Here is an 11,718-nt window from a genome sequence, read left to right as displayed (position 1 = left end):
GGTTCGAAAGGCCGCGGAGCAGGCCACGACAGCGGCCGCCGCGGAACGGGCTGGGCCCGGCCGCAGGCGGCGCCCCTTGGCAGGGGTTGGCGGCGCGGAGACTGGGGGTGTTTCACCCTGGAAACGGCAGTTGGCTGGTCGGAACGCAGGCAGGTGCTTGCCGCACCCTGGAATGGAGCGACTTTGCGACTTGCCCCTTCGGAACTGCTCCGCAGTTGCCGATAACGGCCGTAACCTCTTGCCATCACTTGATTCTGTTTGTTTTCGACATCACCCGGCTGCCGTTTCCAAGTCCACGTCAGTTCGCCGGGGCGGAAGCGGGCGGCAGCGGCTGCTGCGCCCGTTCCAGCAGCAGCGCCCGTTCGCCGGGATTGCGTGGCGCGCTGGCCGCGAGGTCGGGCCGCTCGCCCAGCAGCTCCTGCGCCTGCCGCCGCGCCCGCGGCCCGACGATCGCGCCGCTGCCCGACGGATGGCCCAGCTCCAGGTTCGCGGCGCCGCCGTTGGCGGAGGTGCTGCCGCCTGCACCGGCTGCGGCCGCGGCCTGCGCCGGCGTCGGCTGCGCCGCGGCCGGCCCGACCTGCAGTCCGCCGGCCAGCAGGACCGCCATCGCCACCATCCACTGTCGTGCCTGTGCCATCACGCTGCTCCTCCGATGAAAGCATGGTCGCTACGAGTATGCGGCGCACCGGTCCGTGCCGGCCCCCGGCCCGGCAGAAATAGGCGGCGGCTGACAGCGGCCACCGGCGCCCCACCGACAGGCGCAGCAGCGCCCGGAAACGAAACACCCCGCACGCGGCGGGGTGTCGGCGTACGGCGTGGCGGACGCTCAGGCGTGCACGGACCGTACCGAGCGCAGGCGCAACGAGAAGTCGCGCAGCGCCTGGATGCCGCTGCTTTCGGCCTGGTGGCACCAGGCCTGCAGGTTGGCCGTCAGCTGCTCGCGCGTCAGGGACGTGGACATCCACATCTGGCGCAGTTCCTCGCGCATGGTGACCATCTTGTCCAGCACCGGGTGCGCGGCGCGGGCCTGCGCGATCTTGGTCTGGGCCGCGGCCGGCAGGCGGTCGTCGTCGCGGTGCAGCCAGCGGCGCGCGGCCACCAGCGCCGAGACGTCGGCCTGCTTGGCCTTCAGCACGGCGATCTCCTGCTGGCAGGCGCGCTTGAGTTCGCGCGCATAGCCGGCCATCACCTCGTAGCGGTGGGCGATGACGGCCTCCAGCGTCTTCTCGTCGGCCACGGGCTGGATCTGGCCCAGCCGCATGCGCGGCGGCGTCTTCTTCACCTTGGCGAGGCCGAGGCGCTGCAGCACGGAGATGTAGACCCAGCCGATGTCGAACTCGTACGGCTTGACCGAGAACTTGGCCGAGGTCGGATAGGTGTGGTGGTTGTTGTGCAGTTCCTCGCCGCCGATGATGATGCCCCAGGGCGAGATGTTGGTGCTGGCGTCCGGCGCCTCGAAGTTGCGGTAGCCCCAGTAGTGGCCGATGCCGTTGACGACGCCGGCGGCCCAGAACGGGATCCAGGCCATCTGCACGGCCCACACCGCCAGGCCGGCGGCGCCGAACAGCGCCACATTCAGCACCAGCATCAGGCCCACGCCCTGCCAGCTGTAGCGCGTGTACAGGTTGCGCTCGATCCAGTCGTTCGGGCAGCCCAGGCTGAACTTGTTCAGCGTCTCCTGGTTGTGGGCCTCGGCGCGGTACAGCTCGGCGCCCTTCCAGAACACGGTCTCGATGCCGTGGGCGTGCGGGCTGTGCGGATCGTCCTTGGTCTCGCACTTGGCGTGGTGCTTGCGGTGGATCGCCACCCACTCCTTGGTCACCATGCCGGTGGACAGCCACAGCCAGAAGCGGAAGAAATGCGACGGCAGCCAATGCAGGTCCATGGCCCGGTGCGCCTGGTGGCGGTGCAGGTAGATCGTCACGCTGGCGATCGTGATGTGCGTGGTAACCAGCGTGTACAGGACGATCTGCCACCAGGACAGGTTCAGCAGGCCATTGGCGAGCCAGTCCACGGTAGCGTTCAGCACGGGCCAATCGGGTAGCAACATAAGGAAATCAGTCCCTTTCTCCGTTCTTCGCGCACGCGCACATAGCACAGATGGCACGGCCGAAAAACGGCGTATTGTAGGACGGTACCCCGTCGCGGGCTATGGCGAGAAAACAACCTTTGCTCAGCCCTGCCTTTGCCAGAGGGCGGCGAAGAAGCCGTCGGTACCGTGGCGGTGCGGCCACAGCCGCAGGAACCGCCCGTGCGGCCCGCTGCATAGGCCGGCCGCGTCGGGCAGCTTGAGCCGCGCCGCTTCAACGGCCGCCGGCAGCGGCTGGAAGTCGGCATGGGCGGCCGCGAACGCCTCGGCGATGGCCTCGTTCTCGGCCGGCAGCAGGCTGCAGGTGGCGTAGACCAGCCGTCCGCCGGGCTTGACCAGCCGCGCCGCGCTGGCCAGCACGGCCGCCTGCGTGGCGGCCAGCGCCTGCAGCGCCGCGGGCGACTGGCGCCATTTGAGGTCCGGATGGCGCCGCAGCGTGCCGGAGCCGCTGCAGGGCGCGTCCACCAGCACCCGGTCCATCTTGCCGGCCAGGCGCTTGATGCGCTCGTCGCGCTCGTGCGCGATCGCGACCGGATGCACGTTGGACAGGCCGCTGCGGCCGAGCCGGGGCTTGAGCGCCTCCAGCCGGTGGGCCGAGGTGTCGAAGGCGTAGAGCCGGCCGGTGTTGCGCATGGCCGCGCCGATGGCCAGCGTCTTGCCGCCGGCGCCGGCGCAGAAGTCGGCGACCATCTCGCCGCGCCGGGCGTCCAGCAGCAGCGCCAGCAGCTGCGAGCCCTCGTCCTGCACCTCGACGGCGCCGCGGACGAAGGCGTCCACGCGCTGCAGCGCCGGCTTGCCATCCACGCGCAGGCCCCAGGGCGAGTACGGCGTGGGCTGGGCGTCGATGCCGGCGGCGGCCAGTTCCCGCTGCACCTCGGCGCGCTTGGCGGCCAGCAGGTTCACCCGCAGGTCCAGCGGCGCGGGGCCGAGCAGTGCCTCGGCCAGGGGCCAGAAATCCTCGCCGAGCTGCGCGCGCAGCGGCCCGGCCAGCCAGTCGGGCAGGTTGTGGCGATGCGGCTCCAGCGGTTCCGCGGGCGGCACGGCGTCGCAGCGGTGCAGCCAGTCCTGCTCCGGCAGCGACAGGGCGGCGACCAGGAAGTCGCGCGGCCCGGCGAAGCCCAGGATCGCCAGCCGGCGCTCGCGCGGCCCCGACCCCGAGCGGGCCAGCTGTTCGAACAGCAGCTTGCGGCGCAGCACCGCATACAGCGTGTCGGCGAGCAGCGCGCGCTCGCGCGGGCCGAACTGCCGGTGCTCGCGGAAATACCGCGCCGCCACCGCGTCGGCCGGGTGTTCGAACGCCAGCGCGCGCCGCAGCAGCTCGGTGCAGGCGTCCAGCAGGGCTCCGGGATGCATGGGCGACTCCCTCAGGCGGCCTGCAGCAGCCGCTCGACCACGCGCGGGTACATGCCGTGCTCCTGCGTCAGCACGCGGGCAGCCAGGCTGTGCTCGTCGTCGCCGGGCAGGATCGGCACGACCACCTGGCCCAGGATCGGGCCGTGGTCCAGCGCCTCGGTCACCCGGTGCACGGTGGCGCCGGCCACGCGGCAGCCGGCCTCGATCGCGCGGCGGTGCGTGTGCAGGCCCGGGAAGGCCGGCAGCAGCGAAGGGTGGATGTTGACCAGCCGGCCGGCATAGCGCCGCACGAAGCCCGGCGTCAGGATGCGCATGAAGCCGGCCAGCAGCACGAGGTCGGGCGCATGGCGGTCGACCGCCTCGGCCAGCGCGGCATCGAACGCGGCGCGCGGGTCGGCCGCGTGCTGGAAGGCGCGGTGGTCGATCGCCTGCGTGGCGATGCCCAGCGCCTGCGCCCGGCGCAGGCCGGCGCAGTCGGGCCGGTTGCTCAGCACCGCCGCCACGCGGGCGTTCAGCCGGCCGGCCCAGTCGCGCTGCTGCGCGGTGCGTACCAGGGCCTCCATGTTGGAACCGCCACCGGAAATCAGGATCACGAGGTTCTTCATCAAGGCGCAGGATTATCCCCGCGCACCGTGGGCCTGCCGGCGCAGGCCGGCGTGCTACAACCGCCATCCGGCCGCGCCTCGCAGCGCCCCGGATCCGAGGAGACCGTCATGGATTTGGCTTTCACGGCCGAGGAGCAGCAGTTCCGGGAAGAGGTCCGCGCCTGGGTACGCGCGCACCTGCCCGCGGACATCGCCGCAAAGGTGCACGACGGGCTGCACCTGACGCGCGACGACATGCAGCGCTGGGCCAGGATCCTGGGCGCCAGGGGCTGGCTGGGCTACGGCTGGCCCAGGCAGTTCGGCGGCCCGGGCTGGAACGCCGTGCAGAAGCACCTGTTCGAGGAAGAGTGCGCGCAGGCCGGCGCGCCGCGCATCGTGCCGTTCGGGCCGGTGATGGTGGCGCCGGTGATCATGGCCTTCGGCACGCCGGAGCAGCAGCGGCGCTTCCTGCCCGGCATCGCCAGCGGCGACGTCTGGTGGAGCCAGGGCTACAGCGAGCCGGGCGCGGGCTCGGACCTGGCCTCGCTGAAGACGCGCGCGGAGCGCCGGGGCGACAAGTACGTCGTCAACGGCCAGAAGACCTGGACCACGCTGGGCCAGTACGGCGAGTGGATCTTCTGCCTGGTGCGCACCGACCCGCAGGCCAAGAAGCAGCAGGGCATCAGCTTCCTGCTGATCGACATGAAGAGTCCCGGCATCACGGTGCGGCCGATCATCATGCTGGACGGCGGCCACGAGGTGAACGAGGTGTTCTTCGACGACGTCGAGGTGCCGGCCGAGAACCTGATCGGCGAGGAAAACCAGGGCTGGACCTACGCCAAGCACCTGCTCAGCCACGAGCGCACCAACATCGCCGACGTCAACCGCGCCAAGCGCGAGCTCGAACGCCTCAAGCGCATCGCCGCCGCCGAGGGCGTCTACGACGACCCGCGCATGCGCGACCAGATCGCCTTGCTGGAGGTCGACGTCGTGGCGCTGGAAATGATGGTGCTGCGCGTGCTGTCGGCCGAGAAGTCCGGCAGGAACCCGCTGGACGTGGCCGGCCTGCTGAAGATCCGGGGCAGCGAGATCCAGCAGCGCTATACGGAGCTGATGATGCTGGCCGCGGGCCCCTACAGCCTGCCCTTCATCCCGGAGGCCATGGAAGCCGGCTGGCAGGGCGACCACGTGGGCGCGGCCCATTGCGCGCCGCTGGCCGCGACCTACTTCAATATGCGCAAGACCACGATCTACGGCGGCTCCAACGAGGTGCAGCGCAACATCGTCGCCCAGACCGTGCTGGGCTGAACGCAGCAGGGGACCGCCATGGATTTCGACTTCAGCGACGAGCAGGAACAGTTGCGCGAGGCCGTGCGCAAGTGGGTGGACAAAAGCTACGGCTTCGAGCACCGGCGCGCGCTGGTGCGGGCGGGCGGCTTCTCGCGCGAGGCCTACGCCGGGCTGGCCGGCCTGGGCCTGGCGGGCCTGTGCATCGCCGAGGAACACGGCGGCCTGGGCATGGGACCGGTGGAGGCCATGGTGGCCCTGGAGGAACTTGGCCGCGGCCTCGTGCTGGAGCCGCTGGGCCAGACGCTGATCGCCGGCGGCGTGCTGTCGGCCCATGCCGACGCCACGCTCCGGGCCGACTGGCTGCCGCGCATCGCGTCCGGCGCGGCGCTGGTGGTGCTGGCCCACCAGGAACGCGCCGCGCGCTACCGCCTGGACCGCTGCGCCGCCGCGGCCCGCCCGGCCGGCGGCGGCTGGCGCGTGACCGGCCGCAAGAGCATCGTGCCGGCCGGCGACCAGGCCGACGCCCTGCTGGTGCCGGCCACGGTGGACGGCACCCTCGCGCTGTTCCTGGTCGAGCGCGTGGCGGCCGGCGTGTCCGCGCGCGGCTACGTCACGCAGGACGGCTCGCGCGCCGCCGAGCTGGAGCTGCAGGACGCGCCGGCCCGCCTGGTCGCGGCCGACGGCCTGCCCGCGCTGGAGCACGCGGTGGACATCGGCATCGCCGCGCTGTGCGCCGAGGCCGTGGGCGTGCTGGACCGGACCATGGCGCTGACGGCCGAGTACCTGAACACGCGCAGGCAGTTCGGCGTCGTCATCGGCAGCTTCCAGGCGCTGCGCCACCGCATGGCCGACATGAAGATGCAGCAGGAGCTGGCGCGCTCGATGAGCTACTACGCCACGCTGAAGCTGAACGCCCCGGCCGACGAGCGCCGCCGCGCCATGGCGCGCGCCAAGGTGCAGCTCGGCCAGTCCATGCGCTTCGTCGGCCAGAACGCGGTGCAGCTGCACGGCGGCATCGGCGTGACCGACGAGTACGCGGGCAGCCACTGCTTCAAGCGGCTGACGCAGATGGAAATGCAGTTCGGCGACACGTTGCACCACCTGGGCGAGGTCTCGGCCCGCATGCAGCCCAAGGCTGGCGTGTTCGCCTGAGTTCCTCGCCCGGCCTGCCAGCGGCTCTTCCTCAGGCCAGCAAGCGCGAGGATCGCGGCACGTGCGCCATCAGGAACTCCATCTGGTCCGCCAGGATGCGGCGGTTGCGCAGGATGAAGTCCTCCCACAGGCTGGGCACGTAGGGCGCGTACAGCAGCGGCATGCGCGCCTGCTCGGGCGTGCGGTTGCTCTTGCGGTGGTTGCAGCTGCGGCAGGCCGTGACCACGTTCATCCAGTGGTCCCGCCCGTTCTGCGACAGCGGCACGATGTGCTCGCGCGTCAGGTGCTCCTCGTAGCAGCGCTGGCCGCAGTAGGCGCAGACGTTGCGGTCGCGGGCGAACAGCTTGGCGTTCGTCAGCGCCGGGCGCAGGCGGAACGGGTTGATGTTCGGCTGGCCCTTGGTGCCGATGATGCTGCTGACCGCGATGCGCGACTGGCAGCCGGTCACCGCGTTGTGGCCGCCGCGGAACACCGCGATCTCGGCGCCCGACTCCCAGCGCACCTCGTCGGCGGCATAGTGCAGCACCGCCTGTTCCAGCGAGATCCACGACTGGGGCAGCCCTTGCCCCGACAGCTTCAGCACCTTCAAACGACGCCTCCTGAACGACGAAACGCGCGCGAACGGAACCGCAGACAACCGGACGTCGGCGCCCCTTGGAAGCATGGTGCGCCGCGTCACAATATACAGGTTTCCACCCCCATCCACGTGACGGGCGCCAAGGGCCTGCGCCAGGCGCTATCGAAACGCTAACAGCCAAATGAAGATCTTCCGGGGCTTCCACTACCGCGGCATCGCGCCGGCGTGCGCGCTGACGATCGGCAATTTCGATGGCGTGCACCGCGGCCACCAGGCCATGCTGGCACTGCTGCGCAACGAGGCGCAGCACCGCGGCGTGGCCAGCTGCGTGATGAGCTTCGAGCCGCATCCGCGCGACTACTTCGCCCAGGTCACCGGCCGGCCCGAGCTCGCGCCGGCCCGCATCGGCACGCTGCGCGACAAGCTGATCGAGCTGGCCCGCTGCGGCGTGGACCAGACCATCGTGCTGCCGTTCCGCAGCGCACTGGCCAGCCAGCACCCGCAGGCCTTCATCGAGGACGTGCTGGTGCGTGGCCTGTCGGTGCGCTACGTGCTGGTCGGGGACGACTTCCGCTTCGGCGCCAAGCGCGCCGGCGACTACGCGATGCTGGCCGCGGCCGGCGAGGCGCTGGGCTTCGAGGTCGCGCGCATGAACAGCTACGAAGTCGCGCTGCCCGACCCCGCGGCCGAGGGCGGCCGCCGCAGCGTGCGCGTGTCCAGCTCGACCGTGCGCGAGGCGCTGGCCGCCGGCCGCATGGACGACGCGGCCCGTCTGCTGGGCCGGCCCTACGGCATCAGCGGCCACGTGGTGCGCGGGCGCAGGCTCGGCCGCGAACTGGGCTTTCGCACGATCAACATGCGCTTTTCGCACTGGAAGCCGGCCGCCTCGGGCATCTTCGTGGTCGAGGTGCACGGCCTGGCGGACCAGCCGCTGCCCGGCGTGGCCAACCTGGGCGTGCGCCCCTCGCTGGACCCGGACGACGTCAACGGCGGCCGCGTGCTGCTGGAGACGCATTGCCTGCAATGGCCGGCGAGCCTGGGCGCCGAGGGGGGCTACGGTAAGATCGTCCGCGTGGAACTGCTGCACAAACTGCACGACGAGTTGAAGTACGACAGCCTGGATGCCCTGAAGGCCGGCATTACCCGGGACTGCGACGACGCCCGTGCCTGGCTCGCAGCCGGCCATGCGCAGACGCGCCGGCAGACCACGCGCGACCGAATTCAGTAGCCGTCCAGGCCCCTCCCTTCCCGCCTCGCGCGTGCCCGGCCCCGTTGCCGGGCGCATCGTTCCTCCCCGTTCTGCAGCACCGCCATCGACGGTGCCCGCCCCGCACCATGACCGCACCGACCGACTACCGCAGCACCCTGAACCTGCCCGACACGCCCTTCCCCATGCGCGGCGACCTGCCCAAGCGCGAGCCGGGCTGGGTCCAGGCCTGGAACGACCAGGGCCTGTACAAGCGCCTGCGCGCGGCCCGCGCCGGCCGCCCCAAGTTCATCCTGCACGACGGCCCGCCCTATGCCAACGGCCAGATCCACATGGGCCACGCGGTCAACAAGATCCTCAAGGACATGATCGTCAAGGCGCGCCAGCTCGCCGGCTTCGACGCGCTGTACGTGCCGGGCTGGGACTGCCACGGCCTGCCGATCGAGAACGCCATCGAGAAGAAGCACGGCCGCAACCTGAGCCGCGACGACATGCAGGCCAGGAGCCGTGCGTTCGCCACCGAGCAGATCGCGCAGCAGATGGCCGACTTCCAGCGCCTGGGCGTGCTCGGCGAATGGGACCACCCCTACAAGACCATGAACTTCGCCAACGAGGCCGGCGAGCTGCGCGCGTTCAAGCGCGTGATCGAGCGCGGCTTCGTCTACCGCGGGCTGAAGCCGGTGTACTGGTGCTTCGACTGCGGCTCCTCGCTGGCCGAGTTCGAGATCGAGTACGCCGACAAGAAGAGCCAGACGCTGGACGTGGCCTTCCGCGCGCACGACCCGGCCGCGCTGGCCGCCGCCTTCGGCCTGGACGCGCTGGACAAGGACGCCTTCGCCGTCATCTGGACCACCACCGCCTGGACGATCCCGGCCAACCAGGCCCTGAACCTGAACCCGGAACTGGAGTACGCGCTGGTCGACACCCCGCGCGGCCTGCTGGTGCTGGCCGCCTCGCTGGTCGAGCAGTGCCTGGCCCGCTACGGCCTGCCGGGCCAGGTGCTGGTCACGGTGCGCGGCGAGCGCCTGGGCGGCCTGCAGTTCGAGCATCCGCTGTACGACGCGGACCCGGGCTACCGCCGCCTGTCGCCGGTCTACCTGGCCGACTACGCCACGGCCGACGACGGCACCGGCATCGTGCACTCGGCGCCGGCCTACGGCCTGGAGGACTACAACTCCTGCACCGCCCACGGCCTGAAGAACGAGGACATCCTGAACCCGGTGCAGGGCAAGGGCAGCTACGCGGCCGACTTCCCGCTGTTCGGCGGCCAGAACATCTGGAAGGCCGTGCCGGTGGTGCTGGACGCGCTGAAGGCCGCCGACCGTCTGTTCGCGACCGCGACCATCAGCCACAGCTACCCGCACTGCTGGCGCCACAAGACGCCGGTGATCTACCGCGCCGCGGCCCAGTGGTTCATCCGCATGGACGAGGGCGAAGGCGTGTTCACCAAGGACAAGGCGCCGCAGACGCTGCGCCAGACCGCGCTGCAGGCCATCGAGCACACCGGCTTCTACCCCGAGAACGGCAAGGCCCGGCTGCACGACATGATCGCCAACCGGCCCGACTGGTGCATCTCGCGCCAGCGCAGCTGGGGCGTGCCGATCCCGTTCTTCCTGCACAAGGACACGGGGGCGCTGCACCCGCGCACGATGGAGATCCTGGACCAGGCCGCCGACATCGTCGAGAAAGGCGGCATCGAGGCCTGGAGCCGCGTGACGGCCGAGCAGATCCTCGGGCCCGAGGACGCACAGCACTACGCCAAGAGCACCGACATCCTGGAGGTCTGGTTCGACTCCGGCTCGACCTTCTGGCACGTGCTGCGCGGCACGCACGCGCCGGGCTTCCACGACCAGGGCCCCGAGGCCGACCTGTACCTGGAAGGCCACGACCAGCACCGCGGCTGGTTCCACAGCTCGCTGCTGCTGGCCTGCGCGATCGAGGGCCGCGCGCCCTACCGCGGCCTGCTGACGCACGGCTTCACGGTCGACAGCCAGGGCCGCAAGATGAGCAAGTCGCTGGGCAACGGCATCGACCCGCAAGAGGTCAGCAAGAAGCTGGGCGCCGAGATCATCCGCCTGTGGGTCGCGGCCAGCGACTACTCGGGCGACATCGCCGGCGACGACAAGATCCTCGCGCGCGTGGTGGACGGCTACCGCCGCATCCGCAACACGCTGCGCTTCCTGCTGGCCAACACCAGCGACTTCGACCCCGCGCAGGACGCGGTGCCGGCCGAGCAGTTGCTGGAGATCGACCGCTACGCGCTGGCGCGCGCCGCGCAGTTCCAGGCCGAGGTGCTGGCGCACTACGAGGTCTACGAGTTCCACCCGGTCGTCGCCAAGCTGCAGGTCTACTGCTCGGAAGACCTGGGCGCCTTCTACCTGGACGTGCTGAAGGACCGGCTCTACACCACCGCGCCCAAGTCGCTGGCGCGCCGCAGCGCGCAGACCGCGCTGTGGCAGATCACCCAGGCCATGCTGCGCTGGATGGCGCCGTTCCTGAGCTTCACGGCCGAGGAAGCGTGGAAGCTGGTCGGCCGCTCCGAATCGATCTTCGTCGAGACCTTCAGCGCCCTGCCCGCGCCGGACGACGGCCTGCTGGCCAAGTGGTCGCGCATCCGCGCGATCCGCGACCTGGCCAACAAGGAGATCGAGGCGGTGCGCACCACCGGCGCCGTCGGCTCCTCGCTGCAGGCCGAGTTGACGCTGGCCGCGCCGCCCGAGGACCATGCGCTGCTGGCCTCGCTCGGCGAGGACCTGCGCTTCGTGTTCATCACCTCCAGGGCCGAGCTCGCAGCGGCCGAGGCGCTGGACGTGCGCGTGACGCCCTCGGCGCACGCCAAGTGCGAGCGCTGCTGGCACTACCGCGACGACGTGGGCCGCGACGCCGCCCACCCCACGCTGTGCGGCCGCTGCACCGACAACCTGTTCGGCGCGGGCGAAACCCGCCGCGTGGCCTGATGGCCGGCCGCCGCACCTTCGGCGAGGCGCCGCCGCGCTGGTGGCCCTGGCTGCTGCTGGCGGCCGTGCTGTTCGCGGCCGACCAGGCGACCAAGCAGTGGATCCTGGCCGCCTACCAGCTCGGCGACGCCACGCCGGTGACCGGCTTCTTCAGCATCGTGCGCGCCCACAACCCGGGCGCGGCGTTCTCGTTCCTGGCCGGCGCCTCGGGCTGGCAGCGCTGGTTCTTCACGGCCATCGGCGCCGCGGCGGCGGTGTTCATCGTCTGGATGCTGCGCGCGCACGCGGGCCAGCGGCTGTTCTCGTTCGCGCTGGCCTGCATCCTGGGCGGTGCCGTCGGCAACGTGGTGGACCGGCTGCAGCACGGCTACGTGGTGGACTTCCTGGACTTCCACTGGGCCGGCTGGCACTTCCCCGCCTTCAACCTGGCCGACAGCGCGATCACGCTGGGCGCCGTCCTGCTGATCCTGGACGAGATCCGCCGCGCACGCCGGCGGCGCTAGCCGGCA

10 protein-coding genes are annotated in these 11,718 nt (G+C 71.1%); 5 read left to right on the top strand and 5 right to left on the bottom strand.

Annotated elements, in window-relative coordinates; genetic code table 11:
- Positions 1–298: 298 nt before the first annotated feature.
- From QM782_RS14870 to purN, 4 genes are all read right to left on the bottom strand, one after another.
- Positions 299–637, bottom strand: coding sequence for a hypothetical protein (locus QM782_RS14870; RefSeq protein WP_415203682.1), 339 nt, complete (start codon positions 635–637; stop codon positions 299–301).
- 189 nt (positions 638–826) lie between these two features.
- Positions 827–2,050: a fatty acid desaturase gene (locus QM782_RS14865; protein ID WP_415203681.1), complete on the bottom strand. Its 1,224-nt coding sequence runs from the start codon at positions 2,048–2,050 to the stop codon at positions 827–829.
- A gap of 123 nt (positions 2,051–2,173) precedes the next feature.
- Positions 2,174–3,442, bottom strand: coding sequence for an RsmB/NOP family class I SAM-dependent RNA methyltransferase (locus QM782_RS14860; RefSeq protein WP_415203680.1), 1,269 nt, complete (start codon positions 3,440–3,442; stop codon positions 2,174–2,176).
- Positions 3,443–3,453: 11 nt separating this feature from the next.
- Positions 3,454–4,047 (bottom strand): phosphoribosylglycinamide formyltransferase, encoded by a 594-nt coding sequence (gene purN, locus QM782_RS14855; RefSeq protein ID WP_415205652.1) that lies wholly within the window; start codon positions 4,045–4,047, stop codon positions 3,454–3,456.
- 108 nt (positions 4,048–4,155) lie between these two features.
- On the opposite strand from purN, the gene QM782_RS14850 reads away from it, so the two are divergent.
- Both QM782_RS14850 and QM782_RS14845 read left to right on the top strand, forming a co-directional pair.
- Positions 4,156–5,334 carry an acyl-CoA dehydrogenase family protein gene (locus QM782_RS14850; RefSeq protein ID WP_415203679.1) on the top strand — a complete coding sequence of 393 codons (1,179 nt, stop codon included), beginning with the start codon at positions 4,156–4,158 and terminating at the stop codon, positions 5,332–5,334.
- 18 nt (positions 5,335–5,352) lie between these two features.
- Entirely contained in the window at positions 5,353–6,468 is a 1,116-nt protein-coding gene (locus tag QM782_RS14845; protein WP_415203678.1) for an acyl-CoA dehydrogenase family protein, read from the top strand.
- A gap of 31 nt (positions 6,469–6,499) precedes the next feature.
- On the opposite strand, the gene QM782_RS14840 is transcribed toward QM782_RS14845, so the two are convergent.
- A complete protein-coding gene (locus QM782_RS14840; protein ID WP_415203677.1) occupies positions 6,500–7,057 on the bottom strand; it encodes an HNH endonuclease in 558 nt (185 codons plus the stop codon).
- Positions 7,058–7,226: 169 nt separating this feature from the next.
- Between QM782_RS14840 and QM782_RS14835 the strand changes: the two genes are divergently transcribed.
- The 3 genes from QM782_RS14835 (at position 7,227) to lspA (ending at position 11,712) form a co-directional block, all read left to right on the top strand.
- Positions 7,227–8,273: a bifunctional riboflavin kinase/FAD synthetase gene (locus tag QM782_RS14835; RefSeq protein ID WP_415203676.1), complete on the top strand. Its 1,047-nt coding sequence runs from the start codon at positions 7,227–7,229 to the stop codon at positions 8,271–8,273.
- Positions 8,274–8,380: 107 nt separating this feature from the next.
- Complete coding sequence (ileS, locus tag QM782_RS14830; RefSeq protein ID WP_415203675.1) at positions 8,381–11,209, top strand: isoleucine--tRNA ligase; 2,829 nt, start codon at positions 8,381–8,383, stop codon at positions 11,207–11,209.
- The gene (lspA, locus tag QM782_RS14825) at positions 11,209–11,712 is read left to right on the top strand and encodes a signal peptidase II (RefSeq protein WP_415203674.1); all 504 of its coding nucleotides are present in this window, start codon (positions 11,209–11,211) and stop codon (positions 11,710–11,712) included. Before ileS ends, lspA begins: the two co-directional genes overlap by 1 nt.
- Positions 11,713–11,718: the final 6 nt, after the last annotated feature.

The sequence above is a fragment of the Pseudorhodoferax sp. genome, assembly GCF_047601025.1.
Lineage (GTDB): Bacteria > Pseudomonadota > Gammaproteobacteria > Burkholderiales > Burkholderiaceae_C > Pseudorhodoferax.
The sequence above is the reverse complement of the archived record's forward strand: the minus strand, read 5'-3'. Positions and strand labels throughout refer to the sequence as shown.

What these genes read in the sequence shown, in the direction of transcription:
- QM782_RS14850 (WP_415203679.1), top strand. Translation starts at nt 4,156, where the DNA reads ATGGATTTGGCTTTCACGGCCGAGGAGCAGCAGTTCCGGGAAGAGGTC.
- QM782_RS14865 (WP_415203681.1), bottom strand. Translation starts at nt 2,050, where the DNA reads ATGTTGCTACCCGATTGGCCCGTGCTGAACGCTACCGTGGACTGGCTC.
- lspA (WP_415203674.1), top strand. Translation starts at nt 11,209, where the DNA reads ATGGCCGGCCGCCGCACCTTCGGCGAGGCGCCGCCGCGCTGGTGGCCC.
- QM782_RS14845 (WP_415203678.1), top strand. Translation starts at nt 5,353, where the DNA reads ATGGATTTCGACTTCAGCGACGAGCAGGAACAGTTGCGCGAGGCCGTG.
- purN (WP_415205652.1), bottom strand. Translation starts at nt 4,047, where the DNA reads ATGAAGAACCTCGTGATCCTGATTTCCGGTGGCGGTTCCAACATGGAG.
- QM782_RS14835 (WP_415203676.1), top strand. Translation starts at nt 7,227, where the DNA reads ATGAAGATCTTCCGGGGCTTCCACTACCGCGGCATCGCGCCGGCGTGC.
- QM782_RS14870 (WP_415203682.1), bottom strand. Translation starts at nt 637, where the DNA reads ATGGCACAGGCACGACAGTGGATGGTGGCGATGGCGGTCCTGCTGGCC.
- ileS (WP_415203675.1), top strand. Translation starts at nt 8,381, where the DNA reads ATGACCGCACCGACCGACTACCGCAGCACCCTGAACCTGCCCGACACG.
- QM782_RS14860 (WP_415203680.1), bottom strand. Translation starts at nt 3,442, where the DNA reads ATGCATCCCGGAGCCCTGCTGGACGCCTGCACCGAGCTGCTGCGGCGC.